The sequence below is a fragment of the Allobosea sp. 10L422 genome (assembly GCF_056395345.1).
Genome location: NZ_JBFTJI010000007.1, coordinates 214,360 through 240,910 on the forward strand (window position 1 = coordinate 214,360; position 26,551 = coordinate 240,910).

Genomic DNA, 26,551 nt, shown 5'->3' on the forward strand with positions numbered 1-26,551 from the left:
ACTGCCAGGCGCACCGGATGGATGTGTACCAATCCTGAGGCGCTGGGCTTCCAAGATCCGTACGGAGGATCGCGCGCCGGTCATGAAGGATAGGGCCGCCTGTCCTGCGACACCGGATTGTCGCTATTTGGCGATCCACCAATCCTGACCTGCCAGTAGACCGCCGTCATCAGCTTGTTGCCGAACTGATGGATGCTCGGCGGGCTGTCAAAGAAGCCAAGCGCGGAAACGGCGAGTTGAAAGCCGCACGCGCTCGCGTCGATTCCGCCAAGGTCGCCGTCGGTGAGAGCGGGCCGGTCTGGTGGAGCGACGGAGCCCCAGACCTCAATCGCCATCTCGTGAAGAACACGCCCTACGCCGAGTGGTTGGAAACGCCGGAAAGGCAGGCGTAACGTAACGCGATCCGCACCTGAAAAGCAGGAGGGCGACATGCATCAGGCTGTCGTCGCCGTAACGACCCCGGTTGGGCTCAAGGGCGACTTCGACGTCGACTTGCCCCTCGACACAGCCACGCTGAACGAGCGCCTCTTTGCCATCGGGCTATGGCTAATTGAGCGCCATAATTCCTCATCAGGCTCGCATCCTCTGGGAGCCATATCATCGGCGGATCCGTGTAAGTTTTCCCGATGCGGTCGATGCAAAGGCTTTCCGCAAATGCTTTGGGACACCGCTGCATTAATTGTGCACCAATGACCATAGAATCCTGGCATTGAGAATCGACCGGCGGCCCTTAGGGCGGGACGACCGATCTATCCGATGATCCCCCGATGGACGGGACGAAAAGCATCCCTGTCGGCATGATGCTGGAAAGCCAGGCCGCATCGTGACGAGCGCCTCACCCCGCATGGATCAAGCAGCTTCTCGAGGCGTTCTTCCAGCTCTCGGCTTACTGCCCACATGACCCGCGTCATCGAACACCGAAACGGAACGGCGCTCGGGCCGTCCGACTGGAAAATGCTGCCGCCCCGAGTTGGCGCTATGGTTTGGCGATCGCCCGGAACGCATGCACCAGCTTCCTGACCGCGATCTCGATCTCCATGGGCGTATAGGCGGCAAAGCCCATTAGGAACCCGGCGGCAGCATCGCTTCTGGCATGAAGTGCGGACAATCCCAGGAGCTCGATGCCGGAACGTCGCCCTGCATCGATGGCGATGCGTTCGGATAGATCGCCCGTCAGTAGGCAAGGCATTTGTAGCCCGCCGATGGGGACGCGCGGCTCGATAAAGTCGGCCAAGTGCTTACGGACGAGATCTGCAAGCGTATCGAGCCGCTGCGCATAGATGCCGCGCATGGTGCGGACATAGGCACCGAAATGCCCGCCCTCGATGAACCGGGCCAGCGTCAGTTGGGCCATCGGGGCGGAATGCCCATCGAGGAGAGTGCGCGCGACGGTCATTGGCTCCACCAGTTGCGGCGGCAGTACGGCATAGCCGATCCGCAGGCCCGGAAAGAGCGACTTAGTGAAGGTGCCAATATAGATCGTCCGGTCATGGCGATCGAGCCCTTGCACGCAGGCCATCGGCTTGCCTGCATAGTGGAATTCGCTGTCGTAATCGTCCTCGATGATCCAGGCCTGATGCCGCGCGGCCCATTCGATCAAAGCCAGGCGCCGGTCCAGCGCCAGAGTCGCGCCGGTCGGGAACTGGTGGGACGGCGTCAGGGAAACCGCTTTCGCCTTGCGGGAGGCAGCCAGGATCTGCTCGATGGCGATCCCCTGTGGATCCACCCGGATCGGAACGCATTCCAGCCCGGCTGCATCGAACCCCTTGCGGGCGCCGTAATAGGCGGGGTCTTCGATGAAAATCCGGTCGCCAGGATCAAGCAACATGTTCGCGCACAGCATCATGGCCTGCTGTGAACTGGTGAGAACCAGCACCCGGTCCGCCGTGGCGCGCGCGCCGCGTTCGACGTTCACGTAATCGGCGATGGCACGGCGCAGCGCTTCGGTCCCTTGCGGATCGGAATGTGCCAGTGCCTGGGTTCCGGCCTCCCTCCGGACCTGCCGTTCCAGCCTCTCCCAGAGCTGAAGTGGAAAGGTCCGGGTTTCCGGAACCCCGGGTGCGAAAGGCCGCGGCGACAGCATCTCGCGCCCCCCGCCGCTGCTGAACATTGCATTTCCGCGCTTGCTGAGATTGGGAGCCTGGTGGCGCAGTAAAGCTTCCCTTCGAACGGCCCGATGGCCGGCCGTGAACTCCGAGATCTGTGCCACGAAGCTACCGCTGCCGACACGGCGCTCGATGAAGCCTTCGGCATGAAGCCGGCCATATGCTGCTTCGACGGTATCCCGCGACACGCCCAGCGATGCGGCGAGGGCTCGCGAGGCTGGCAAAGGCTTTCCCGGTCCAAGCGCGCCATCGACGATCAGCTGCCGAATGGCGCGCTGGATTCGCTCATGCAGGGGCATGGCCGCGTGAGCAGGATGAGCGATCCACGCCTTCGCGGATTCCAACTGGGAATGCCTGAACAAATGGTCTGAACCCCTTGATCAAAATGGATGGGAACACCGAGCCATTCACTGGCTATGTGTCAATACGGTTTGCCGTCCCGCGCGCGGGGCTCCAGGAGGTTTTTTCAGGATCATGTCGCCTCGCACTGCATCTTCTTCCATTCGCTTGAACGACCTGCCGCATCCAGTAGTCGCTGGCCTGATCTCCGTTATCGTCAACTATGGCGGCACCTTCATTCTGGTCTTCCAAGCCGCGAAGGTCGCAGGGTTGAGCCCCGAACTGACAGCTTCCTGGGTCTGGTCTGTCTCGATCGGCGTGGGAGTGACGGGTCTATTTCTGAGCTGGCGCTACCGAGAGCCAATCATCACAGCCTGGTCGACGCCAGCGGCTGGTTTTCTCGTCGCCGCGCTCGGCAGCACGCCTTATGCCGAAGCCGTCGGAGCCTACATGGTCTCGGCAGCGGCCTTCGTCGCGCTGGGGCTGTCGGGCTATTTCGAGAAAGTTATCCCGTTGATCCCGCCGGGTATCGCTTCCGGTTTGCTGGCCGGTATCCTGCTCCAATTCGGCATCGGCGCGTTCGGCAGTGCGAGCATCGATCCGCTGCTCGTTGGCTTGCTGATCGTCGCCTACGTGGTGCTGAAGCGGTTCTCAGCGCGCTATGCCGTGGTCGGCATCCTGGTCATCGGACTGGGGCTCCTGCTCATACAGGGACGCGTCGATCTGTCGGGGCTGAAGCCGGCCTTCGCGATGCCCGTCTTCACCATGCCGGCTTTCTCGCTGAACGCTCTCCTGTCGATCGCGCTGCCGCTCTTCCTGATCACTTTGAGCGGTCAATACATGCCGGGGATGCTCGTGCTCCGGAATGACGGTTTCAAGACCAGCGCCAACCCGATCGTCACCGTGACGGGCCTCGGCTCGCTCGTCATGGCTCCGTTCGGGTCCCATGCCTTCAACATCGCAGCGATCACAGCTGCAATCGCTACGGGCAAAGAAGCTCACATCGATCCGTCGAAGCGCTGGATCGCGGGTATCGCGGCGGGCTGCTTCTATGTGCTCGTGGGGATCTTCGGTGTCACGCTCGCTGCCGTCTTCATGGCGTTTCCGGCAGCCTTCATCACCACGCTCGCTGGCCTGGCGTTGCTGGGGACGATTGGCGGAAGCCTTGCGGGAGCGATGGCCGATCCGACGTCCCGCGAAGCAGCGCTTATCACCTTCCTGGCCTCGGCAGCGAACATTAAGCTGCTTGGGATTGGCGGAGCGTTCTGGGGGCTGATCATCGGGCTCGTCGCCCATTTCGTTCTGAATAGTCGCTTGCCGCGCAACGGGCTGGCCGGGAACGGGGCCGCTGCGAAGTAGCGGCAGAGCCACGCGCTTCCCGTTTCGGGTCGGAGACCGTGATGTGCCTGGTTTCAAGCGGGACACGAAAGCTCTCACCCATCGAGAGCCGTGCAGCGCAGTTTCGAGAGAGCGCACTCCGGTCCGATCGCTCTCTCCCGTGTAGGCGGATAATGCCGGAATCAGGCCAGGTCCTTGCGATAGACAATGAAGCCAGAGCGCAAGGCGACATCGTCATAGAGCCCGCGTGCGGTCGCATTGCTTTCATGCGTGTGCCAATAGACGCGCCGGGCACCAGCATGGCCAGCACGCTCGTAGACGCCAGCGATCAACCTCCGGCCGACGCCCTTGCCCCTTGCGGCCTCTCGCGCGAACAGGTCCTGCAGATAGCAGGCCGGCCCGATCATCGTCGTGCTGCGATGGAAGATGTAGTGCATGATGCCGACGAGTTCGCCGGCACACTCCGCGATCAGACCGTGGACCGGCTCGTAGGAGTCGAAAAAACGTGCCCAGGTGGTCGGTGTGATGTCGCCCGGCAGCGCGGTCTGGCCAGCTCGGCCATAGAAACTATTATAGCCGTCCCACAACGCCCGCCATTGTTCGAAGTCGCGGCGCTCGACATTTCTGATTGCAATATCCATCACGCAGCCTCTCCCTGCCTGCTCCACGGTTCGCCGGCGATGAGTTTCGCGGCCAGCAGCTCCGCCGCAATCGTGCGGATGCGCTCGCCCTTTTTCGCCGAAGCGCGCCGGGCGTCGCCGCGAACGCCGCTGGGGCAGAAATCCTTGAAGGAGGTCCAAAGCAGCAGGGGATCGTTGAGCGGTGATACATCGCCTTTGCTGTACCCGGGTTGAAATGCTTCCCCCAACCGATCGGCCCGAACCAGATCGGGCCTTACGGCCATCATCATGGAGGTTTCGGCCTCGCAGGCATGCTGCAGGATCAGCTGATCTTCGAGGACCGCCTCCAGAGCGCTCTGCTGACTAGGCAAGAGCGTGTAGGTCGTGCTCGCCACCGCCAGCCCGGTCTCCTGCGTCAGGGCATTGGGCGACGCTGACGAGCTTTCAGTCGCGATATCCTTCGGGAAGCGTCACATCATAGATTGGGTGATCCCCCTTCCGTTGGGACCTGTGCAGAAACGTAGGCCAATACGCCGAACGTGACGGTGATGACAGCGAAGGCGCAGGCTAGGGTTGCTTGCATGCGATCCTCCTTCATTGGCGCGAGGCGATGAGCCCGATGGCTTGCCGACCGAACTGCTTGCGCGGGGCCAATGACGATGTAGCTCCGGAAGTGTATCGCAGCGGTCGACTTCTCCCCGCGACACAGGGGCTGCCATCCTCAGAACCCGAAATGGCTGAGACCCTGGTGGTCGTCTGGGCGCCGGCCGAGAGGCCATTTAAACCTGCGATCCGCCTCTGCGATCGGATGCTCGTTGATGCAGGCGAGCCGTCGGCGCATCAGCCCGTCTCCATCGAACTCCCAGTTCTCGTTTCCGTAAGCCCGGAACCACGTGCCGCTGTCGTCATGGAACTCGTAGGCGAAGCGCACCGCGATCCGGTTGCCGGTGAAGGCCCAGAGCTCCTTGATCAGCCGGTAGTCGAGTTCACGCGTCCATTTCCGGGCAAGAAAGGCCTCAATCTCGACGCGTCCATTGATGAACTCGGCGCGGTTTCGCCAGGTGCTGTCAATCGTATAGGCGAGCGCGACCTTGGCGGGTTCGCGAGTGTTCCAACCATCCTCGGCCAGTCGCACTTTCTCGATGGCTGTCTGCTCTGTGAACGGGGGTAAGGGAGGTCGTGACATAGTGTGGATCCCTGTAAGAAACGCAGGACGGCATTGGATTGCGCGGGATCGATGTCGGCGCGCCGCGCATTGTTAAATTTGAGCCGAACCACCATCGACAAAAAGCTCGCTCCCCGTAACGAAGCTACTGTCATCTGAGGCAAGGAAAAGAGCGGCCCGCGCAGCTTCCTCCGGACCGCCAAGCCGTCCGAGCGGTGTCGTCGACTTCACGAACGCGATCATTTCCTCGTGGCTCTCCTCAGAGCTCGCAAGATTATGCCAGCCAGGCGTCGAAGTGGCGCCGGGCACAAGCACATTGACTCGGATTTTTCGGGGAGCGAGGTCGAGAATCCAGCAGCGAGCAAAGTTTCGAATTGCGGCTTTGCTTGCGCTGTAAACACTGAAGGCTGGTGTACCGGTTACTGCCGTGGTGGAACCAGTAAGAATGATCGAGCTTCCGTCCTTGAGCAGAGGAAGAGCCTTCTGGACGGTGAATAGTGTTCCTCTGACATTGGTCGAGAATGTCTTGTCGAAGTGCTCGGTGGTGATAGAGCCGAGCGCGGCGAACTCGCCGCCGCCAGCGTTGGCAAACAGGACATCGATCATGCCAGCCTCGTCGCGTACGATCGCAAATAGGCGGCCCAGGTCGGCAAGGTTGGAGACATCGCTTGGAACACCGCGGGCGTTACTTCCCACGTCGGCGACCGCCGCATCGAGTTCTTTGCTGCGACGCGCTGTCATAAAAACGCGAGCCCCCTCCTGTGCGAAGAGCTTGGCGCTAGCCAACCCGATACCGCTATTGGCGCCGGTGATCACGGCGACTTTGCCCTGAAGTCTACCCATTGGAGCGCTCCTCGGCTGGATTCGGTGCATCACGACGAACTGATGGTGGCTTGTCTTTCTCGCTAGGCATCGCACGCCGACCTGGTTGCGCCCCCACAAGCACTTGGCGCCAAGAACTCCCCCCGATCGCCGGATTATCCTTTAATGAAGGCGAGCAACTCCGGATTGATGACGTCCGCATGGGTGGTGCACATGCCGTGCGGGAAGCCCTTGTAGACCTTGAGGACACTGTTCTTCAGCAGCTTGGCCGAGAGGGGCGCCGCGTCGGCGAACGGGACGATCTGGTCATCGTCGCCATGCATGACCAGCACGGGTATATCGATCTTCTTGAGATCCTCCGTGAAGTCGGTCTCAGAGAAAGCCTTGATGCAGTCGTAATGGGCCTTGGCGCCGCCAATCATGCCCTGACGCCACCAATTGTTGATGACCCCTTGCGATATTGCCGCTCCTGGTCGGTTGAACCCATAGAAGGGGCCCATGGGCACGTCGATATAGAACTGAGCGCGGTTGGCTGCGAGGGTTTCGCGGAAGCCGTCGAATACCTCGATCGGCAGGCCGCCAGGGTTTTTGTCAGACTTCACCATGATCGGCGGAACCGCACTGATGAGCACTGCTTTGGCTGCGCGCCGAGTGCCATGGCGACCGAGATAACGCGCTACTTCACCGCCGCCGGTCGAGTGGCCGATGTGAATGGCGGCGTTGAGATCCAGCGCTGCCGCGAGTTCCGCAACATCGTCGGCGTAGGTGTCCATCTCGTTGCCGATGGCCGTTTGTGTCGATCGACCATGGCCGCGGCGGTCATGCGCAATGACGCGATAGCCGTGCTGCAGGAAGAACAGCATCTGGTTATCCCAGTCATCGGCACTGAGCGGCCAGCCATGGTGGAAGACGATCGGTTGGCCCTTGCCCCAGTCCTTGTAAAAGATTTCCGTGCCGTCCTTGGTTGTGATCGTGGGCATGGTTCACTCTCCTATTTCGAGCTTTGAACTACGGTTTGGCGACACCCTGCGCGACGCCGGTGACAGGGACGAAGTGGCAGAGAACCACGGTCGAGCGACGAGCAGGATCGAGGCGATCGCGATCAACCCGACGGTCAGGTTCGCGCCGATGAACAGGTACGGGGCCAGAACAGCCGCGGCGCCTGTTTCTCCGTGCTCGATCATGCGCAGCGGCGCTGCCCCAAGGGCGGTCGCCCCGAAGGTGAAGGCCCAATAGGAAGGCGCGAAAGGTTGTTGCATGATCCAGGGCAACATGCGGAGGAGCAGAAGCGCCTGCAGTAGGCCATATCCAAGAAGCGCATGGGCGACGATATCGGGGCTTCCCTCGGACACACTGAGGTATGCGATCAGGCCCACGACTGGCGGGGCGAGCTGAATGCCGAGCGTCGGACGAAGAGCCGGCAGAAGCGCGGGCCCCGTATAAAGCCGATGCAGCAGGACGGATTCGATCGCCAGCCAAGAGAAGAAGCCGGCACCGAGAGCAAGTTGCCCCCAATCTGAGTGCCCGATGGCTCCGAGAGCCGTTGCACTGACGAAGGCGCCCGCGACGAGGGGCAGGTAGAGAACCGGCGTCGTCGTGCCGGGATCACGTTCGCCGTGCCAGAGCCGTCCGGTTCGCCACAGCGCGAAAGCTAACGTTAGCAAGGCGCCGAGCAGCGTGAGGATCCTGGCCGCGGTGGCGGAATAGGGAAGCGTTGCCAGTCCGATCAGCATGGTCGAGACACCGATCAGCCCGACGAAGCAGCACTGCACGGGATGGTCGAGCTCGGCGATGGCCTCATCGCGCGCGAGAAGCCATTTCATAAAGTAGAGCAGGAGGAGACATGCCCAGATCAGGCTCGCGAGCAGCATCAGCATTTCTCCCACGATGGGCGGCATTCCCCAGATCCGGTGGGCCAACCGCCAGGCGCCACCGAGCCCTGCCAGACCAAGAACCACCCCGAAAAATGACGCTGGAACGGAAGGAGTGCGCATGGCTCAGCGGTTCCCGCGCTCGGGCACGGTGAACGTAACGGTCTCGCTGGTAATGACCCTGTGGGTGGGGTCCGCCAGCTCGACAAGAACCTGATGCGGCCCGGGTTTCAGGCCGACAACGATAATAGTCTCGCCGCTCGAGTCGACGAAATGCCACGGAGCGTCGTCAACGGTGATATGGACATGGCCAACCCGCGGCGACACGTCCAGCGCGCCCGCTCCGAACACCGGGGCGATGCGAAGATTCTCGGTCCGATACTGGATGAATACCGACCCTCGCGACAATGGCCCTTCTAGCGGCTGGTCTACGATGAGCTTGGGCGCGGGCTCATCTTGGATGGCGATCAGCGGCGATGGACCGAGAATTGCCCTGGCCGTCCGAACCGAAGCTGCCCCAACGATGGGCATGGATGTGGCCATTGGTACGAAATTTTTCGGAGCCGGGTTCATAGCGGTTGCTCCACGACTGTCGCCGAAACTACGAAATTGCCCGGGTTGAGAGCCTGTGAAGCTGGCTGCTACCCGACTTTGCGCTGGAGGAAGTCGCGGATCAGTGGGACCATCTCGTCGGCCTTGTCTTCGAGCGCGAAATGGCCGGTGTCGAGGAGATGGAATTCGACCTCCGGCAGGTCGCGCTTGTAGGGATGGGCGCCGTCAGCCGGAAAAATTTTGTCGTTCTTGCCCCAGACGATCAGAGTCGGTGGCCGGTGGTTACGAAAATAGGCCTGTACCGCAGGGTATAGTGGCAGATTGGTGCGGTAATCATAGAAGATGTCCATCTGGATATCGGCATTACCCGGCCGGTCGAGTAGCGCCTGGTCGTGAACCCAGTTGTCGGGTGAGATGCGACTGAGATCCGCCACACCGTCAGTGTACTGGAACTTCGTGATCTCCGGGGTGACCAGCACATAAAGGGCTTTGCGATGACTTTCCGAATGATCCGACCAATAGGCCTTGATCGGGTCCCAGAATTCCTTGAGCCCCTCGTCGTAGGCATTGCCGTTCTGGACGATGAGGCCCGTAATCCGCTCGGGGTGTCGGAGGGCTAGCCGCCAGCCGACGGGCGCCCCATAGTCCATCACATACATCGCGTAGCGCGCCACGCCGAGCTGATCGAGCAGTCCGTCGACGAGTTGCGCAAAGCGATCGAACGTATAGGCGAATGTGGCGCGGTCGGGCATGTCGCTCTGGCCATAGCCGGGATAATCAGGCGCGATGACGCGATAGCGATCCGCGAGCGCGGGGATCAGGTTGCGATACATATGCGACGAGGTCGGGAAACCGTGCAGCAGCAGCACGACCGGCCCGTCTGCCGGCCCCGCTTCGCGGTAGAAGATCCCGACCCCATCGACAGTCCTGGTATGGTAGCGGGGTAAGGGCGAACCGGCTTGGGCGTTGCTCTGGCGCGGCTCGGCCGTGGGAGTTGCCTGCGCTGCCGCAGTTCCGGCGGCCAGGACCGAAAGCCCGACCAGGAGTCCGCGGCGATCGACTGCGGGAGATCTTTGGGAAATGCTCTCGGTGTTCATCTGATCCTCCAGGTCGGACTCCTGCGAAGTCGGGATGGCTGGCGATCGGCACTCACACGCCCGCGTAGACCAAGCGGGTAAAGAAGGCGGGATCGATGAGAAAGTTGCCCCATCTGGCATCGAAGGCGGCGGTGGGCCTGGCGGCGACAGTCTCGTCCCGCGACCGGCCTTGTTGCTTGAGCTTGGCGACGTTCTCCCGGATCGCGACCAGCATGTCGCGAAAGTCCTTGAGCTCGGCCCTGCTGCTGACGGGCTTGCCGTGGCCGGAAATAATGATCGTCTTGTCAGTGGTGGCCGCCAGGTTGGCGTCGGATGCGGCGATCATTCCGTCGATACTGCCGCCAGTCGAATAGTCGATAAAGGGATAGATGCCGTTCCAGAAAGTATCACCGAGATGGACGATGTCGGCTTCGGCAAAGGTGACGGAGATGTCGCCGTCGGTATGGGCCGGGCCGTAATATTTCAGCATGATTGATGCTCCGTTGAGCTTGAGGGAGCGCGTGGTGGCAAAAACATCGTCGGGAACGCCTCCCTGCGGCAGAGGCAGGAAGTTATAGTCCCAATCGGCGACCCGCTGGACCTGCGACAGGTATTTTTGGGTGTTCTCCTGGGCGATGATCTTCGCACCGAGCTCGTGCAGCCAAGTGTTGCCATCGGCATGATCGAAATGCCAATGCGTGTTGATCAGATGCGTGACGGGATCCGCGGACAGATCGGCCAAAGCCTTTGTCATCTGCGGGCGCGAGACGCCGATGCCGGCGTCGACGAGCACCTTGCCGTCCGGCCCGGTCACCACGGCGACATTCCCGCCCGAACCTTCGAGCACGCTGATATTATTGCGCAGCTTATGGGTGACGATGGGCGCGGCGGCCGCGCTGTCCTTGATCAGGCTGACGAGGCCGCGCGCTTCGGCGTAGGCCTCGCACGGACTGAGCCATCCACGGGCGGCGGCACCGGATGCGGCAACGCAACAGAGGCAGAAGTGCCGGCGAGACATGGAGCGCGACAGAGCAGTCATGGCGACCTCGTTCGGTTGCAGGACAGCAGGCAGCGAGCCGACCTCAAGCCTTCAGAAAGGCAAGCAGGTCCGAGTTGAACTGGTCTGCATGCGTAGTCGTCAGGCCGTGCGGAGCGCCCGGATAGACTCTCAAGGTCGCCTGCCTGATCAGCTTCGACGACAGAAGCGCCGAGTCCGCGATCGGGACGTTCTGGTCGTCGTCACCATGCACGATCAGCGTGGGTACGTTGATCTTCTTGAGATCCTCAGTGAAATCCGTCTCCGAGAACGCCTTGATGGACTCATAGGCATTCATCAACCCGGCTTGCATGCTCATCAGCCAGAAGGCGTCCTTCACACCTTGCGGCACCTTCGAGCCCGGGCGGTTGGCGCCATAGAACGGACCGTCGCCGAGATCTCTGTAGAATTGGGTGGGGCTAGCGGCGAGGCTGGCGCGCGTAGTGTCGAAGACCTCGATGGGTAGGCCGCTGGGGTTGGCAGGCGTTTTCAGCATGAGCGGGGGTATGGCCGACACAAGAACGGCTTTGGAAACGCGGCGCGTGCCGTGCCGGCCCATATACCTTGTCACTTCCCCGCCGCCGACGGAGTGTCCGACCAACACAACGTCTTTGAGCTCAAGCTCTTCCAACAGGGCGGAAAGATCGTCGGCATATGTGTCGAAGTCGTTCCCGTTCGCGGGCTGGCTGGACCGGCCATGACCGCGCCTGTCGTGGGCAATGCAGCGGAAACCACGCGACATCATAAAGAACATCTGGGGGTCCCACGCATCGGCGGTCAGCGGCCAGCCATGAGAAAAGACGATCGTGGGACCACGGCCCCAATCTTTGAAGAAAATCTTTGTGCCGTCTTTTGTTGTGATTGTATTCATGCTCTTGCCCCTCTGAGAGGCACGCGATACCGGCTGCGACATCAAGTAATTTACCGGGCTCGTCAAAGCGGAGAACACCAGAATGCCGTTGGCGCTCGCCAAAATCGCTCTTCGAGAGAATTTAAGCGAAAAATTGTGAGTCATGCGCATTTTTCTACATGATATAATTATGGGCGCAATCATTTAGCGGTAATCTTTACCCCTTGAACGGCTACATATATTAAATTTTACAACCGTTTTGATAAATTTAAACTTTTACGAACTAAGTACAAATACGTGAGAATTGGTTAGACGCTCTGATCGGATCTGTGGTCGCCCCGCGCGACATGCGCCAAATTCCAAAGTCGCCAGAATGCCGAACCCACGAGGCCCAAGTGAAACTGGGTTCATCGGCGCTCCATAGAAGCCTTCGAATTACAAGCAGACTGAACGTTGGCGCGCCGCGTGGAGTTGCTGATTACTCGTCAAACAAACTGCCGGCTCGCTGGCCAGTCACAACAAATATTCACGCATAGGCTGAGATTCATCCGTGGCACGAAGTCGGCCAATAACGATCGCCTTAAGGGCGCTAACAAGCTCGTGCCGTCCCGCCATGGTTAGACGATTGCGGCACACGAGGGCAGTCCATAAATTTGAGAAGGTTCTTTTCAAACATGAGAGAGCGATCAGCGCATGAATCGCCTGGAATCGATGTCGATCATCATCGCTGTGGCTGAGGTGGGGAGTCTTTCCGCAGCCTCCCGTAAGCTGGCTATGCCGGTCGCGACCGTAAGCCGCAAGCTCGCCGAACTCGAGGCGCACCTGAACACCGAACTATTCCAAAGGTCTTCACGGCAAATGAAATTGACCGATGCCGGAAGATCCTACGTTGAAACTTGCCGACGGATCATAGAGCAGGTAGAAGATGCCGAGAGAGAGGTGTCCGGAGAATATAGAACACCTAGTGGAGACCTTACGGTCACTGCACCTTGGGGACTAGGGCACCTACACTTGCTGCCCATCGCCAGTGAATTCCTTACGGCTTATCCCGATATCGCACTCAGACTCTTGTTAACCGACCGCGTGCTTCGACCGCTGGAAGACCACATCGACGTCTTGATCCGTATCGGGCCCCTTGCGGATAGCAGTATGATAGCGACTCGGATCGGTTCTGTCCGGCTCGTGGCCTGTGCAAGCCCTGCGTATCTTTCAGCGCGCGGACACCCGGAAAGACTTGAAGATCTCTCAGGTCATGATTGCATAACGATCGATGATTTTGGCGCGCCGCGCAGTTGGAAGTTCATCAGAGACAACAAGGAGGTCGGCGAGCAGATTCGGTCGAGACTCACCGTGAATACTTCCGAGGCAGCCGTGGGGGCAGCCATTGCTGGATCGGGCATCGCGAGGGTTATGTCTTACAAAATGGAGGCAGCAAGGCGCGCGGGCCTCCTGACGATCGTGCTTGAGGCGTTTGAACCGAAACCGATGCCCATCCACATTATATACGCGGAGCGAAAACCCATGCCGCTCAAACTGCGCGCCTTTCTCAATTGGACGACCCCGCGCCTCAAGGCTCGCCTCGCCGGCCCGTAGACGGACCTCCGCAGGACGATCCAGTTCGGCAACATCCAGCGGGTCGCGCATGGCGAGGGCAGCGGCTATGGCGTCATCGGCCATGCCATCGCCGGTTATCGGCTCGCCTCGCTTGCCGGTCTCGACCTGTCGCCTGAAGCCGGCGTCAGCCTGAACTATTTCCAGCAGGACAGCCTGACCGAGACCCAGGCCGGCGCTTTCGCCCTGACCTTGCGCGGCCAAAACCAGACCTCCGCCCGATCCCTGGTCGGCGCCCGGCTATCGACACCATTGGCGGCGATCGTTCTGACGACAGGGGCGGACCGGCCGTTTTCGGGAGTCGAGGATTTCGGTCGTCGACCGGCGGCCCGTCGGCTTGCGTTTCACCAACGATCTGGCGATCGGCTGGAACGCGCGCTCCTATTCGCGCCTCAACACGACGGTGACGATCGCGCGCTATGCGGAGCGCTATCATCTTCGCGTTTTCATTCCCATCATCGCCGTGCTCGCGGTCTCATTGTTCGTGCTGTGGACCCCGGGCTTTAACGAGCCGGACAAGGGCGGCCTGATCTTCTCCTCGCTGCTGGCCCTCGCCGCAATCAGCTTTACCTTCGAATCCTCGGTTCCCGGCTCGATCTCTCTCAACACTCCCGTGGCCGAGATGATTTCGCTCGGTTACCTCTATCTTGTCGTGGTGCTGATGTTCGAGATCGTCCTCTCGGTCGCCATCGCCCACCCCGGCTCTCGCTGGCGCGGCCATGCCGCGGACCTGCGCTGCCAGTTGCGCTGGGCGGTGCCGGCGATGATGTTGATCATCTGCGTGGGGGCAGCGGTGCGCGCCCTGCCCGGATAACCCGGACGATATCGAACGCCCGGAATATCTGGCTTATGGAGCGGATCTGCATCTTACAGAACCGAACTCATTCCTCCGTCGACGTAGATGATCTGCCCGTTGACGTAATGCGATGCAGGGGCAGCAAGAAATACCGCCGCACCGATCAGTTCTTCGGGCCTGCCCCAGCGTTTTGATGGCGTGCGGCCTTTGACCCACGCATCAAAGGTCGGATTGTCGACCAGCGCTTGGTTCATATCGGTCAGCATATAGCCGGGGCCGATCGCATTGGCCTGAATGCCATGCTCGGCCCATTCGGCCGCCATGGCCTGGGTCAGCATTTTTATGCCGCCTTTGGCGACGGTGTAGGGCGCGACGGTCGCGCGCGCCAGCGCGCTGGTCAGCGAGCCGATGTTGATGATCTTGCCGTGGCCGCGCGCGATCATCCGCTTTGCCGCTTCCCTGCCGATGATGAAGGCCGACGTCAGGTTCGTGTCGATCACGCGCTGCCAGTCGGCCGTCGCCAGTTCGACCATCGGCTTGCGGAACTGAATGCCGGCATTGTTGACGAGGATGTCGACCGCGATGCCGGCAGCATCGAAGTCGGCGAAGGTCTGCACAATCTGCTCCTCGGAGGTCACGTCGAATACCGCCGGAGCGGCCTCGAAGCCGGCCTCGCGCATTTCTCGCACCGCTACGTCGACGCGGCTGGAGTCGGTGCCGTTGATCAGGACGCTTGCGCCGGCGGCCGCAAGGCCTTCAGCCATCGCCCTCCCGAGGCCCCGTGAGGAACCCGTGACGAGGGCGGTGCGCCCGGTGAGATCGAACAACGGATTGGTCATCCCGGAAACCTCAGAGGCTCGACCGACGATGATGCAGATCAGGCCGCTGGAACACGGCCTCCAGCAATTCGACGCCGAGGCCCGGCGCCTCCATCGGATAGACATAGCCGCCCTCGATCCGCGGCATCTCGGTGACCAGTTCCTTGTACCAGCCGGTGTAGAAGGCGCGAACCGATTCCTGGATCAGCGTGTTCGGCTGGCTGAAGGAGGCATGGATCGCAGCGACGAAGCCGACCGGGCCGATGCAGTCATGCGGCGCGAAGGGGCGGTGATAGGTCTCGGCCATCGCCGCGATCTTGCGGCCCTCGGTCAGGCCGCCGGTCCAGCAGAGATCCGCCATCACCACATGCATCGCGTCGCGGTCGAGCATGTCCTTGTAGGGGAAGCGCGAGCCCAGCGTCTCGCTCGCCGTCACCGAGACCGTCGTCGAGCGCGCGAACTCGGCCAGCGCCTGCGGCGAGTTCATCCGGATCGGATCCTCGTACCAACTCGGCTCATACTGCTCCAGAAACCGCGCGATCTTGATCGCGGTCGGCAGGTTCCAGAGCGAATGCATCTCGACCATGATCTCGATCTTGTCGCCTACCGCCTTGCGGATCTTCTCGAAAGGCTCACATGCCTTCCGCATCTGCTCGGGCGTGATGAAAAGGCCCTGGTTCTCGATCGCGGGCGGATCGAAAGGCCAGATCTTCATCGCGGTGATGCCCTGCTCCAACAGGCTCTCGGCCACCGCGTCGGCGCGGTTCATGAAGCCGTCCAGATCTTCGTAGGGGCCTTGCGTCTCGCCGAGGTTCCAGGTCGAGACTGGCTTGATGTTCTGCGAGCGGACATAGCGGTAGCCGGCGCAGGTATTGTAGATGCGCTGCCGGTCGCGACACAGGCCACCAAGCATCTGATGCACCGGCTGGCCGCAGACCTTGCCGAAGATGTCCCACAGCGCAATGTCGACCGCAGATGTGGCGCGAGACTCCACGCCAGTCGAGGCCTGCGCCATCGGCAGGTTCGTCATCTCCTTGTGCAGCGCCTCGATATGCAGCGGGTTCTTGCCGAGCAACCGCATGGCGAGGGTGTCATGGAGATGCGCCTCGACGGCGGCAGCACCGTAGAAGGTCTCGCCGAGGCCGATGACTCCGGCATCGGTGTGCACGCGGACCCAGAGAACATTGGCGAACTCGTCCGTCCGCAGCGTTTCGATCGCGGTGATCTTCAAATCGGCCTCCCGGAGCTGCGCTCTTCTGCGAGACGATCTCGGGAGCGCCTTGTTCGCTTGCTGCGCGGGCTGCCCATGAGCGCTGGCGGCCTCGCACGGCGAGACCATAGGAGCGCTTGTAAAATTTCACAACATGTTTATCGTCAAGCGCAAGATGGCGCCGTTTCGAAGCGTCACGCGGGATTCGAAACGAACATGGGAGGAGCACGGCATGGCGAGGCGCCATAACCAGCCGCGACTGGTCTCGGCCGACGATCCGGCAACGTCGAAGCGGCGCAATCGCGTCAACCTGTTCGAGCTCGCCTATGGCCGCATCGAGGAGATGCTGGTGACCTGCGAGCTCACCCCGGGCCGTTTTCTTGCCCTACAGGACCTGCAGGATCTGACGGGCTTCGGCCGGACCCCCGTCCATAATGCCGTCAACCGACTCGCGGCCGACACGCTGATTATTATCCGCCCGCGCCATGGCCTGCAGATCGCCCCGATCGACCTCGCGCGCGAGCGTCTGCTGCTCAAGCTTCGGCGCGATCTCGAGCGCTTCGTCATCGGCCTCGCCGCCGAGCGTGCCGGGCCTTCGCACCGCAACCAGATGCTCCATATGGAGCGTCTGCTGAGGGAACGCCGGGCGGAGCTGACGCTTGCCGAATTCAACATCCTCGACAGGCGCATCGACCAGATGGTGCTGTCGGCCGCTGCCGAGCCGTTCCTCGAGCATACGCTGCGCCCCCTGCATACGATCTTCAGGCGCATCGGCTTCATCTATCACAACTACATGCCCCGCCGCGCCGGCCTGGAAGGCACGATCGACCACCATCTCGCCGTGCTGAACGCTATCGCGATGCGCCATGGCGACCGCGCCGTCGCAGCCTCTGATGCGCTGATCGGTTTCGTCGACGGCATGTTCGACGAGATGGAAGCTGCCATCGACCCTTCGTTGCTGGATTGCAGCGTCGAGCCGCTGCTAAATACCTGACCTAAGGAAAGCTGCCCGATCATGCGCATCGTCTTCCACGGTGAGAATGCCGCCTCCTTCAGCCATGGCTTTGCCGAGTTGGCGGGTGCGGACGCCGACATCACAATTCTTCCGGATCAATTGGAGGCCGAGGCGGATCGTCTCGCTTACGCAGGGGCGGACGTCATCATCGGCGTGAAGTTCGACGCCGCGCTCCCGACGCCGGTCCACCTTCGCCTGTTCCATGTGCCGGGAGCTGGGTACGACGCTGTGCGGCTCGACGAGCTTCCGCCAGGGGCAAACCTCTGCAATTGCTTCGGGCATGAGCAGGCGATCGCGGAATATGTGATGAGCGCGCTGCTGGCGCGGCACATCCCGCTCGCCGATGCCGATCAGCGATTGCGGCGCGGCGACTGGGCCTATTGGGCCGGCTCCCCCGAGCGTATCCATGGCGAGATCGCCGGCAAGATCATCGGCCTGCTCGGCTTCGGACATATCGGGAAGGCGGTTGCGCGGCGCGCCAAGGCCTTCGAGATGGAGGTCAATGTTGCCAATCGCAGCCCGGTCGCGACCTCCGAGGTCGTCGACCGCTCCTTCACGCTCGACAGGCTCGGCGAATTCTGGGGCTCGGCCGACGCGATCGTGGTGTCGCTGCCGCTGGCTCCCGAGACGCGGGGCATTGTCGGCGCCGACGCCTTCGCCGCGATGCGCCGAAATGCGACCATCTTCAATGTCGGGCGCGGCCCGCTGCTCGACGAGGCGGCTTTATACCAGGCGCTCAAGCAGGAACGTATCGGCGGCGCCGTGATCGACACTTGGTACCGATATCCCGGCCCCGGGGACATGAATCCCCTGCCGGGCTCGTTGCCTTTTGAAGAGCTGCCGAACATCGTGATGACGCCGCATATGTCAGGATGGACAAGCGGCACGATCCGCCGCCGCCAGCAGACGATCGCCGACAATATCCGGCGCTGCTATGCCGGCGAGCCTCTGATCAACCTCGTACGCCAGGGCAAACGCGCAGACTGATCTTCGATTTCCGAGCCGGACGCCAAGAAGCCGGCTGGGCCAACCGCGGGCAATCCGCCAACAGCAGGGAAACGCACCATGGGTCTTTTCAAGCATTTCAGGATTGCCGGCACGCTGCTGGCGCTGGGGGCAGGCATGCTGGCCGCCAGCCAGGCTTCGGCCCAGACGATTACCGACATCATCAAGCGGGGCTCGGTCAAGATCGGCGTGCTGATCGGCGCGCCGCCTTATGGCTCGGTCGACTCGCAGGGCAACGCCGTCGGCTATGATGCCGACGTCATCGCGCTGATCGGCAAATATCTCGGCGTCAAGGTCGAGATGGTGCAGCTCACCCCTCCGGCCCGCATCCCGGCGCTGGAAGCCAACAAGGTCGACTTCCTCGTCGCCACGCTGGCGCCGACGCCCGAGCGCGCCAAGGCGGTGATGTTCTCGATCCCCTACAGCGCCTTCCAGACCGGCATCTACGCCAAGAAGAACGTCGCCATCAAAACCTGGGACGATCTCAAGGGTCGCAAGGTCGGCGTCAACCGCGGCTCCAGCGTCGAGCGCGAGTTCACCAACCGGGAAAAGGAGCTGAACCTCACCATCCTGCGCTTCGAGGACGACGCCACCACCATGCAGGCGCTGTTCTCCGGCCAGGTCGAGGCCATCGCCGGCCCCGATGCGCAGGCCAATGCCGCGATGAAGGCGCGCGGCGAGACCGAGACCGAGCTCAAATTCGTCTTCGGCATGCAGCCGAACTCAATGACCATGCGCAAGGACGCCTGGGAGCTGCGCCAGTGGCTCAATAACTTCATCTACTACGTCAAGCAGAACGGGGAGCTCGACGCGATCGCGCAGAAGTGGGTCGGTAGCCCGCTGCCGCCGCTGCCGACCTTCTGATGCCCCTTCCTGACCGGATCTGCTGACCAGCCGGCGCGCCCTTGCGCGCCGGCAACCCTCGACCTCACTCACAGGCCGAAGGAGCGCGCCATTGCTCTTCCAAGACGTCCTTTCCAAATGGCCGATGATCCTGCACGGGGTCTGGCTTACGATCGCGCTATCCTTCGTCGCGATCGCGCTCGGCCTTGTCCTAGCGACGGCGATGACCGCGCTGCGCAGCCTCGCCGGCAACTGGGCCGGCTATATCGTCGACGCCTATGTCGAGCTGATGCGCAACACGCCGTTCCTGGTGCAGCTCTTCATGATCTTCTTCGGGCTGCCGCAGCTCGGCATCCGGCTGAACGGGCTCGAAGCTTCCGTCCTGGCGATGACGCTCAACCTCGCCGCCTACGCCACCGAGATCATCCGCGCCGGCGTCGACTCCATCCATAAATCGCAGATAGAAGCCGGCCTCGCTCTGGCGATGACCAAATGGCAGGTGCTGAAACACGTCATCCTGCAGCCGGCCTTCGCCCGCGTCTGGCCGGCGCTGTCGAGCCAGTTCGTGCTGATGATGCTGGCCTCCAGCATCTGCTCCTTCGTCTCGGTGCAGGAATTGTCCGGAACGGCCGCGATCATCGAGCAGGACACGTTCCGCTCGTTCGAGACCTATATCGTCGTGACCGTGCTCTATCTCGCGCTGGCGCTCTCCTTCAAACTCTTCCTGAACTGGCTCGGCCGGAAACTCTTCCCGCAGGTCTCGGGCCTCGCCCGCCTCACCGAAGCGCATGAGGAGGCCGCCTGATGCAGACCTTCGGTTGGCCCGAGGCCCTCTTCATCCTGCGCTCCGCCGGCTGGACGCTGGCGCTCACCGCCATCGCCTTCTTCATCGGCAGCATCATCGGCGGCATCTTCGCGATCCTGCGGTTGTCGCGGATCCGGTGGCTGCGCCGCTTCGCGGCCGGCTACATCCTGATCATCCAGTCGATCCCGGTGCTCATGGTGCTGTTCATGAGCTATTACGGGCTCTCGGCGCTGGGCATCGAGCTGCCGCCCTTCCTTGCAGCCTCCACCTCGCTCTCGATCTACGTCTCCGCCTATCTCGCCGAGATCTGGCGCGGCTCGATCGAGTCCGTGCCGCGCCAGCAATGGGAGGCCTCGGCCTCGCTGGCGCATACGACGGCACAGACCTACGCTCATGTGATCCTGCCGCAGGCGGTCCGCATCTCGCTGCCGCCCACGGTCGGCTTCCTCGTCCAGCTCGTGAAGAATACCTCGATCGTCCAGGTCGTCGGCTTCGTCGACCTGATGCGGGCCGGCATGCTGGTCAACAACGCGACCTATCAGGCCTTCCAGATCTTCAGCCTGGTTGCCCTGATCTATTTCGCGATCTGCTTCCCGCTGTCCCGGCTCAGCCGCCATCTCGAAAAGGTGATGAATGCCAGCCGTTCTCATTGAAGACATCCACAAGCGCTTCGGCTCCCTGGAGGTGCTGAAGGGCGTCTCGCTCAGCGTCGAGACCGGCCAGGTGGTCGCGATCATCGGGCGGTCGGGCTCGGGCAAGTCGACGCTCTTGCGCTGCATCAACGGGCTCGAGAGCTTCCACGCCGGCAAGATCGAGGTCGCCGGCCACAGCCTGACCCAGGACCCGAAGAAGCTGCGCGAATTGCGCAAGGACGTCGGCATCGTCTTCCAAAGCTACAACCTGTTCCCGCATCTGACCGTCGGGCAGAACATCATGCTCTCGCCGCGCATCACCAAGAACGTGCCGCAGGCGGAAGCTTTGTCCCTCGCCAAGGAGGTGCTGGCGCAGGTCGGCCTCTCCGAGAAGTTCGATAGCTATCCGGACAATCTCTCCGGCGGCCAGCAACAGCGCGTCGCCATCGCCCGCTCGCTGGCGATGAAGCCCAAGGTCATGCTGTTCGACGAGGTGACCTCGGCGCTCGACCCGGAACTGACCGGCGAAGTCCTGCTGGTGATGGAGAAGCTCGCCAAGGGCGGCATGACCATGCTGCTCGTCACCCACGAGATGAACTTCGCCCGAACGGTCGCCGACACGACGGTGTTCATGCATCGGGGGAAGATTTGGGAACAGGGAGCGTCGAAGACGCTGTTCTCAGATCCGCAGACGCCTGAACTCAGAAACTTCGTGCGGGCTGGCGCTCACTGAGCGCTTGGCCCGATCCGGGCCAAGCTGGCCGACCACGTCGGGGCGCACCTCAAGTGGGTTCAGCCTGCCTGTCGAAATCAATGGCGGTCCGCACGCGGGTCAAGCCAGTCGCAGCTGGAGGCTGTCGATGACCGCGCGCCGGCTGCGCCATTGCAATCCGGGACGTCTACCGAAATCGCGATGCCGCTGCCGAACTCGTTATCGGCTGTCCTTATCAGGCAGCTTCGTCACGAGATTGAATCGGCCTTCGTCCTCTCCGAAAGCAACCGCCTGACCACCACCGATTTTCGACGCAGGGGAGCACCTGCCCGCCCGGTTCCGGCAAGAGACATCCCCACAGTCCAAGACCAGGTTGCCCCGATCGAGAGCGGTCAGAATTTGAAAGACACCCTCGATCGGATCGAGAACAAGCTCATCAATGAGACCCTAAAGATGTTCAAGGGCAACAAGAAGAAGGCGGCTGAGCACCTCGGAATTTCACGATCCTATCTCTGTAAGAAGATCGAAGAGGCCCAGCAAAACTGAGGCACCCTGCCACCAATGCAGAGTGCCGCACCTGCTTCAGGTCCTCAGGCGACCTTTGGCAGCAGCTCGTCGAGGCTTTTCTTGGCGTCGCCGTAGAACATCCTTGTATTCTCCTTGTAGAAGAGCGGGTTCTCGATGCCGGAATAGCCGGTGCCCTGGCCGCGCTTGGAGACGAAGACCTGCTTCGCCTTCCAGACCTCGAGGACGGGCATCCCGGCGATCGGCGAGTTCGGGTCCTCCTGCGCGGCGGGATTGACGATGTCGTTGGAGCCGATGACGATCGCGACGTCCGTGTTCGGGAAGTCCTCGTTGATCTCATCCATTTCCAGCACGATGTCGTAGGGCACCTTCGCCTCGGCGAGCAGCACGTTCATATGGCCGGGTAGGCGCCCGGCGACCGGGTGGATCGCGAAGCGCACCTCCTTGCCGGCGGCGCGCAGCTTGCGCGTCAGCTCGGACACGGATTGCTGGGCCTGCGCCACCGCCATGCCGTAGCCGGGCACGATGATGACGCTGTCGGCCTCGTTCAGTGCCGCCGCGACGCCCTCGACATCGATCGCGATCTGCTCGCCCTCGATCGCCTGCGCCGGCCCGGTGGTGTTGCCGAAGCCGCCGAGGATGACCGAGACGAAGGAGCGGTTCATCGCCTTGCACATGATGTAGCTGAGGATCGCACCGGACGAGCCGACCAGCGCACCGACGACGATCAAGAGGTCGTTGCCGAGCGTGAAGCCGATCGCCGCGGCCGCCCAGCCCGAATAGCTGTTCAGCATGGACACCACGACCGGCATGTCGGCGCCGCCGATGCCCATGATCAGGTGGTAGCCGATGAAGAAGGCGAGCAGCGTCATCAGGATCAGCGTCCAGATGCCGGCACCCTGCACGTAGAGGATCAGCATCAGCAGCGAGAGAGCCGCTGCGCCGGCGTTCAGAAAATGGCCGCCGGGCAGCTTCCTGGCCTTGCCGTCGACCTTGCCAGCGAGCTTGCCGAAGGCGACGACCGACCCGGTGAAGGTGACCGCGCCGATGAAGACGCCGAGGAAGACCTCGACCTTCAGAATACTGATCTCGACCCCTGTCTTGTGCGCCAGCACGGCGGCGAAGCCGGTCAGCGCCTCGCGGGCGGCGGGTTCCAGCGCCTGCACATAGCCGAGCTCGATATGCGCGTTGAAGCCGATCAGCACGGCGGCGAGGCCGACGAAGGAGTGCAGCGCCGCCACTAGTTGCGGCATCTCGGTCATCTGCACCTTCATCGCCACCTGCCAGCCGATGGCGGCTGCGATGGCGAACATGACGATGACGAGCCAGAGCTTGCCGCTGCCCGGCCCGAAGACCGTGGCGACCATGGCCAGCGCCATGCCGGCGATGCCGTACCAGACCGCGCGCTTGGCGCTTTCCTGGTTCGACAGGCCGCCGAGCGACAAAATGAACAGGATGGCGGCGGAGATATAGGCCGCGGAAACGATACCGATGCTCATGTCCGAGCCCCCTCAGGACTTCTGGAACATGGCGAGCATCCGGCGCGTGACCAGGAAGCCGCCTACGATATTGATGGACGCGATCAGGACCGAGATCATCGCCAGGACAGTGACGAGCCAGCCCGAGGAGCCGATCTGCAGGAGCGCGCCCAGCACGATGATGCCGGAGATCGCGTTGGTGACCGCCATCAGCGGCGTGTGCAGCGAGTGCGACACGTTCCAGATCACCTGGAAGCCGACGAAGCAGGCGAGCGCGAACACGATGAAATGGCTCATGAAGCTCGCCGGCGCATAGGCGCCGACGATCAGCATCACGACCGTTCCGATGCCGAGCAGCATCAGCTGCGAGCGGGTCTGCGCCTTGAAGGCGGCGGCCTCCTGCGCCCGCTTTTCCGCCGGCGTCAGTTCCTTGGCCTTCTCCTTCGGCTTCTGCGCGGCGATGGCGGCGATCTTCGGCGGCGGCGGCGGGAAGGTGATGGCGCCCTGGAAGGCGACCGTCGCGCCGCGGATGACGTCGTCTTCCATGTTGTGGGCGAGCTTGCCGTCCTTGCCCGGCGTCAGATCCGTCATCATGTGGCGGATGTTGGTGGCGTAGAGCGTCGAGGACTGCGCCGCCATCCGGCTCGGGAAGTCGGTATAGCCGACGATAGTGACGCCGTTCGGCGTGACGATCTTCTGGTCGGCCTTGGTCAGTTCGCAATTGCCGCCGCGCTCGGCAGCGAGGTCGATGATGACCGAGCCCGGCTTCATCGCCTCGACCATGTCCTTGGTCCAGAGCACCGGCGCATCGCGGCCGGGGATCAGCGCGGTGGCGATGACGATGTCGATCTCGGGGGCGAGCTCGCGGAACTTCTTGAGCTGCGCCTCCCTGAACTCGGGGCTCGACGGCGCGGCATAGCCGCCGCTCGAGGCGCCGTCCTGCTGCGCACCCTTGAAGTCGAGGAAGACGAACTGCGCGCCCATCGACTCGATCTGCTCGGAGACCTCCGGCCGCACGTCGAAGGCGTAGGTGATGGCACCGAGCGAGGTCGCCGTGCCGATCGCGGCGAGGCCAGCGACGCCGGCGCCCACGACCAGCACCTTGGCCGGCGGCACCTTGCCGGCGGCCGTGATCTGGCCGGTGAAGAAGCGGCCGAAATTATTGCCGGCCTCGATCACCGCGCGATAGCCCGCGATATTGGCCATCGAGGACAGCGCATCCATCTTCTGGGCGCGCGAGATGCGCGGCACCATGTCCATGGCGATGACGTCGGCGCCCGTGCCCTTGCAGAGCTCCAGCAGTTCCTTGTTCTGCGCGGGATAGAAGAACGAGATCAGCGTCTTGCCGGCCTTCAGGCGCTCCGCTTCCGCCGCCTCGGGCGGGCGCACCTTGGCGATCACGTCGGCCGCGTCCCACAACGCGGCGGCGGTCTCGACCACGCTCACGCCGGCGGCGCGATAGGCCTCGTCCGCGAATCCGGCAGCGACACCCGCCCCGGTCTCGATCAGGCAGTCATAGCCGAGTTTCTGGAGCTGCAGCGCGCTCTCGGGCGTCATTGCAACCCGCGCCTCGCCAGCCACAACTTCCTTCGGTGATCCGATCCTCACGGTGCCCCCCACTGGTAAATTGGCGTTGTGATGGATGAAAGCCCCATCACAGCCAAACGATTTTTGGTCGCATTCCACCTCCGGCAGATACAGGCGCCGGACCGTGACGGGAACCGCTGCCTTTTCACCTGCCAATTCGTCAAGTCGCTGAAGGGTTCGTAGCTGGCTGCAGATTCGCGAGCGTCCTCAAGACCCCGTCCAGCATCGTCCCGTCCTCGTCGGCGAGCGCAGCGCGAACCAAGCGGTTCAGCCAGCCGGCCGCGTCCGGCAGGCTGGTCAACATCGGCACAGCCGCGAGGACGCGATCGAATTTCGATAGACCCCTCGCGTGAGTATCCGAATAACCCTTCACCAAGCGCCTGCTGGCGAGCACTTCGACGGCGAGGTCATAATCCCCGATCAAGAGCTCCTCGGCGCGCTCCAGCCACTCGCGGATGTGCTCCATTTCGCGCTGATGGCGCAGGAGGCTGCGGCGAACCGGGCGCAAGGCCGATATCCCATAGAGCAGCAGGAACCAGGAGACCGTGCCGGTGCGTACGCGCCGTCCACGATCGGTCAGGCGGCCAAGACGGCGCAGCAGGCCGGGGCGCTTTTCCAGGCTGCGGCCGAGGGCAGCGGGCAAGGAGCCCACGACCTCCTCGATGCGCGGATGCATGAACTCGGTCATGTAGAGGATCTGGTCGGGCTTGCGCCCGGTCTCGCGGTCGATCCGGGCGAAGCGAGCGGGGCGGGTCTTCAGATCGGCAACCCGGATGACGTCGTCATAGCTCATCGCGGCGGCGAGATACTTGGCCGCCGCCGCCGCGAACGCATAGGCCTTTTCAGCGCCACCGGCCGCACGGTCCCGTTCCAGCAATCGCGACAGTTCCGCCAGATATTCGGCTCCATAGGCCGTATCCTGGTAGTCGACGCAGCGCCGCAAGCCGGCGAAGAGGATCGGGTGCAACTGCTCGGGAAACCCGTCATGGAGCCGGCCGAGCAGTGCATCAAGCTTCGGGGCTCCGACGCTGCGTGGAGGCGGCAGCAGAGTTTTTCCGACAGGTTGCGGCAATTCGATCGATCGTACTGCCGCCCGCTCCGCCGCCGCCGCGAAGGCGCGCAGGCTGGGCTCGACGCCCTTCCCCCCGGCGCGTATCGCCTCCTCGAAGGCGCTGCGCGGAAAGGGGAGTGCAGCCGCGCCCGCCAGCGCGCCGAACAGAGCCGCTGAAATCACGCTGCCATTGCGCTCCGCCAGCGCCTGCATGTCGAACATGACGGAGCGCTGCGCCGCGATGGCGACCGCGGCCGTCACCGTAGCGGGGTCGGCGATTCCGCCGCCCGGCTTCTCCTTTTCCGCCACCGCGAAGGAGCGATGGGTCGAGGCGATCAAGGTGGTCCGCTCCGGCGTGACGAAGCCGCGCAAAAGCGAGCGGCCCGCTTCCATGAACTCGGCCGCCATCACCACATCGACATCGCCCGGCGTCGGCGTCAGCGACAGCACCGGCGGGCGCCCCGCGCGCGCCGGGAGCATCTCGATATAGTAGATCGTCGCGCCGGTCCGCTGGGCGACGCCGGGAACCGAGGTGGATTGCGCGACCCAGCCTTGCCGCTCGGCCAGGTCGACGATCCAGTCGCAGAGCACGCCGCCGCCCTGGCCGCCCATGGCGAGGATCGCGATCGAAATCGGCCGTTCATGCCGCTCGCCGGCTGCGGCGGGGGGAGCGATGTCGGTCATGGCGT

Annotated in this window: 28 protein-coding genes and 1 pseudogene; 12 read left to right on the plus strand and 17 right to left on the minus strand. The window is 62.7% G+C overall.

What is annotated here, in order from left to right:
* Positions 1–80: 80 nt before the first annotated feature.
* Complete coding sequence (locus tag AC1DEZ_RS15980) at positions 81–335, minus strand: hypothetical protein (protein ID WP_441510628.1); 255 nt, start codon at positions 333–335, stop codon at positions 81–83.
* Positions 336–429: 94 nt separating this feature from the next.
* Between AC1DEZ_RS15980 and AC1DEZ_RS15985 the strand changes: the two genes are divergently transcribed.
* The gene (locus AC1DEZ_RS15985) at positions 430–693 is read left to right on the plus strand and encodes a hypothetical protein (RefSeq protein ID WP_476779949.1); all 264 of its coding nucleotides are present in this window, start codon (positions 430–432) and stop codon (positions 691–693) included.
* 283 nt (positions 694–976) lie between these two features.
* On the opposite strand, the gene pdxR is transcribed toward AC1DEZ_RS15985, so the two are convergent.
* Entirely contained in the window at positions 977–2,467 is a 1,491-nt protein-coding gene (gene pdxR, locus AC1DEZ_RS15990) for a MocR-like pyridoxine biosynthesis transcription factor PdxR (protein ID WP_476779950.1), read from the minus strand.
* Between the two features lie 112 nt (positions 2,468–2,579).
* Between pdxR and AC1DEZ_RS15995 the strand changes: the two genes are divergently transcribed.
* Positions 2,580–3,803 carry a benzoate/H(+) symporter BenE family transporter gene (locus AC1DEZ_RS15995; RefSeq protein WP_476779951.1) on the plus strand — a complete coding sequence of 408 codons (1,224 nt, stop codon included), beginning with the start codon at positions 2,580–2,582 and terminating at the stop codon, positions 3,801–3,803.
* A 161-nt stretch (positions 3,804–3,964) separates the two neighbouring features.
* Here AC1DEZ_RS15995 and AC1DEZ_RS16000 read toward each other — a convergent pair whose 3' ends face one another.
* The 10 genes from AC1DEZ_RS16000 to AC1DEZ_RS16045 form a co-directional block, all read right to left on the minus strand.
* Positions 3,965–4,423 (minus strand): N-acetyltransferase family protein, encoded by a 459-nt coding sequence (locus AC1DEZ_RS16000; protein WP_476780013.1) that lies wholly within the window; start codon positions 4,421–4,423, stop codon positions 3,965–3,967.
* On the minus strand, positions 4,423–4,797 hold the full coding sequence (locus tag AC1DEZ_RS16005; protein WP_476779952.1) for a creatininase family protein: 375 nt from the start codon (positions 4,795–4,797) through the stop codon (positions 4,423–4,425). The genes AC1DEZ_RS16000 and AC1DEZ_RS16005 overlap by 1 nt, the downstream gene beginning before the upstream one ends.
* Before the next feature lie 326 nt (positions 4,798–5,123).
* Positions 5,124–5,588 carry a nuclear transport factor 2 family protein gene (locus AC1DEZ_RS16010; RefSeq protein WP_441510633.1) on the minus strand — a complete coding sequence of 155 codons (465 nt, stop codon included), beginning with the start codon at positions 5,586–5,588 and terminating at the stop codon, positions 5,124–5,126.
* A 72-nt stretch (positions 5,589–5,660) separates the two neighbouring features.
* Positions 5,661–6,410: an SDR family NAD(P)-dependent oxidoreductase gene (locus tag AC1DEZ_RS16015; protein ID WP_476779953.1), complete on the minus strand. Its 750-nt coding sequence runs from the start codon at positions 6,408–6,410 to the stop codon at positions 5,661–5,663.
* 134 nt (positions 6,411–6,544) lie between these two features.
* Complete coding sequence (locus AC1DEZ_RS16020) at positions 6,545–7,369, minus strand: alpha/beta fold hydrolase (protein ID WP_476779954.1); 825 nt, start codon at positions 7,367–7,369, stop codon at positions 6,545–6,547.
* Between the two features lie 3 nt (positions 7,370–7,372).
* Complete coding sequence (gene tehA, locus AC1DEZ_RS16025) at positions 7,373–8,383, minus strand: dicarboxylate transporter/tellurite-resistance protein TehA (RefSeq protein WP_476779955.1); 1,011 nt, start codon at positions 8,381–8,383, stop codon at positions 7,373–7,375.
* A gap of 3 nt (positions 8,384–8,386) precedes the next feature.
* Positions 8,387–8,833 carry a DUF6130 family protein gene (locus AC1DEZ_RS16030; protein WP_441510638.1) on the minus strand — a complete coding sequence of 149 codons (447 nt, stop codon included), beginning with the start codon at positions 8,831–8,833 and terminating at the stop codon, positions 8,387–8,389.
* Positions 8,834–8,901: 68 nt separating this feature from the next.
* The gene (locus AC1DEZ_RS16035; RefSeq protein WP_476779956.1) at positions 8,902–9,909 is read right to left on the minus strand and encodes an alpha/beta fold hydrolase; all 1,008 of its coding nucleotides are present in this window, start codon (positions 9,907–9,909) and stop codon (positions 8,902–8,904) included.
* 52 nt (positions 9,910–9,961) lie between these two features.
* Positions 9,962–10,927 (minus strand): MBL fold metallo-hydrolase, encoded by a 966-nt coding sequence (locus AC1DEZ_RS16040; RefSeq protein WP_476779957.1) that lies wholly within the window; start codon positions 10,925–10,927, stop codon positions 9,962–9,964.
* A gap of 43 nt (positions 10,928–10,970) precedes the next feature.
* Positions 10,971–11,945 carry an alpha/beta fold hydrolase gene (locus AC1DEZ_RS16045; RefSeq protein WP_476779958.1) on the minus strand — a complete coding sequence of 325 codons (975 nt, stop codon included), beginning with the start codon at positions 11,943–11,945 and terminating at the stop codon, positions 10,971–10,973.
* Between the two features lie 522 nt (positions 11,946–12,467).
* Between AC1DEZ_RS16045 and AC1DEZ_RS16050 the strand changes: the two genes are divergently transcribed.
* The 3 genes and pseudogenes from AC1DEZ_RS16050 to AC1DEZ_RS16060 all read left to right on the plus strand — a co-directional run bounded on the left by AC1DEZ_RS16050 (position 12,468) and on the right by AC1DEZ_RS16060 (position 14,199).
* Positions 12,468–13,367 carry a LysR family transcriptional regulator gene (locus AC1DEZ_RS16050; protein ID WP_476779959.1) on the plus strand — a complete coding sequence of 300 codons (900 nt, stop codon included), beginning with the start codon at positions 12,468–12,470 and terminating at the stop codon, positions 13,365–13,367.
* 15 nt (positions 13,368–13,382) lie between these two features.
* Positions 13,383–13,631, plus strand: a pseudogene (locus AC1DEZ_RS16055) (autotransporter domain-containing protein); the annotation flags it as partial.
* 91 nt (positions 13,632–13,722) lie between these two features.
* Positions 13,723–14,199, plus strand: a complete 477-nt coding sequence (locus AC1DEZ_RS16060) for a hypothetical protein (protein WP_476779960.1) — start codon at positions 13,723–13,725, stop codon at positions 14,197–14,199.
* A 53-nt stretch (positions 14,200–14,252) separates the two neighbouring features.
* Here the strand turns inward: AC1DEZ_RS16060 and AC1DEZ_RS16065 are convergent, their stop codons facing one another.
* Together AC1DEZ_RS16065 and AC1DEZ_RS16070 are read right to left on the minus strand one after the other, a co-directional pair.
* Positions 14,253–15,020, minus strand: a complete 768-nt coding sequence (locus AC1DEZ_RS16065) for an SDR family oxidoreductase (RefSeq protein WP_476779961.1) — start codon at positions 15,018–15,020, stop codon at positions 14,253–14,255.
* Between the two features lie 10 nt (positions 15,021–15,030).
* Positions 15,031–16,230 carry a mandelate racemase/muconate lactonizing enzyme family protein gene (locus AC1DEZ_RS16070; protein WP_476779962.1) on the minus strand — a complete coding sequence of 400 codons (1,200 nt, stop codon included), beginning with the start codon at positions 16,228–16,230 and terminating at the stop codon, positions 15,031–15,033.
* A gap of 211 nt (positions 16,231–16,441) precedes the next feature.
* Here AC1DEZ_RS16070 and AC1DEZ_RS16075 point away from each other — a divergent pair, with 211 nt between their 5' ends.
* The 7 genes from AC1DEZ_RS16075 (at position 16,442) to AC1DEZ_RS16105 (ending at position 21,767) form a co-directional block, all read left to right on the plus strand.
* Complete coding sequence (locus tag AC1DEZ_RS16075) at positions 16,442–17,203, plus strand: GntR family transcriptional regulator (protein WP_476779963.1); 762 nt, start codon at positions 16,442–16,444, stop codon at positions 17,201–17,203.
* A gap of 21 nt (positions 17,204–17,224) precedes the next feature.
* Complete coding sequence (locus AC1DEZ_RS16080; RefSeq protein ID WP_441510647.1) at positions 17,225–18,211, plus strand: 2-hydroxyacid dehydrogenase; 987 nt, start codon at positions 17,225–17,227, stop codon at positions 18,209–18,211.
* Between the two features lie 78 nt (positions 18,212–18,289).
* Complete coding sequence (locus tag AC1DEZ_RS16085) at positions 18,290–19,093, plus strand: transporter substrate-binding domain-containing protein (RefSeq protein ID WP_476779964.1); 804 nt, start codon at positions 18,290–18,292, stop codon at positions 19,091–19,093.
* A 124-nt stretch (positions 19,094–19,217) separates the two neighbouring features.
* Positions 19,218–19,877, plus strand: coding sequence for an amino acid ABC transporter permease (locus AC1DEZ_RS16090; RefSeq protein ID WP_476780014.1), 660 nt, complete (start codon positions 19,218–19,220; stop codon positions 19,875–19,877).
* A complete protein-coding gene (locus tag AC1DEZ_RS16095) occupies positions 19,877–20,530 on the plus strand; it encodes an amino acid ABC transporter permease (RefSeq protein WP_476779965.1) in 654 nt (217 codons plus the stop codon). The genes AC1DEZ_RS16090 and AC1DEZ_RS16095 overlap by 1 nt, the downstream gene beginning before the upstream one ends.
* A complete protein-coding gene (locus tag AC1DEZ_RS16100; protein ID WP_476779966.1) occupies positions 20,511–21,242 on the plus strand; it encodes an amino acid ABC transporter ATP-binding protein in 732 nt (243 codons plus the stop codon). Before AC1DEZ_RS16095 ends, AC1DEZ_RS16100 begins: the two co-directional genes overlap by 20 nt.
* Before the next feature lie 180 nt (positions 21,243–21,422).
* The gene (locus tag AC1DEZ_RS16105) at positions 21,423–21,767 is read left to right on the plus strand and encodes a helix-turn-helix domain-containing protein (RefSeq protein ID WP_476779967.1); all 345 of its coding nucleotides are present in this window, start codon (positions 21,423–21,425) and stop codon (positions 21,765–21,767) included.
* Between the two features lie 44 nt (positions 21,768–21,811).
* On the opposite strand, the gene AC1DEZ_RS16110 is transcribed toward AC1DEZ_RS16105, so the two are convergent.
* From AC1DEZ_RS16110 to AC1DEZ_RS16120, 3 genes are all read right to left on the minus strand, one after another.
* Positions 21,812–23,245, minus strand: coding sequence for an NAD(P)(+) transhydrogenase (Re/Si-specific) subunit beta (locus AC1DEZ_RS16110; protein WP_476779968.1), 1,434 nt, complete (start codon positions 23,243–23,245; stop codon positions 21,812–21,814).
* A 12-nt stretch (positions 23,246–23,257) separates the two neighbouring features.
* A complete protein-coding gene (locus AC1DEZ_RS16115) occupies positions 23,258–24,832 on the minus strand; it encodes a Re/Si-specific NAD(P)(+) transhydrogenase subunit alpha (RefSeq protein WP_476779969.1) in 1,575 nt (524 codons plus the stop codon).
* 139 nt (positions 24,833–24,971) lie between these two features.
* Positions 24,972–26,546, minus strand: coding sequence for an indolepyruvate oxidoreductase subunit beta family protein (locus tag AC1DEZ_RS16120; protein WP_476779970.1), 1,575 nt, complete (start codon positions 26,544–26,546; stop codon positions 24,972–24,974).
* Between the last annotated feature and the right edge of the window lie 5 nt (positions 26,547–26,551).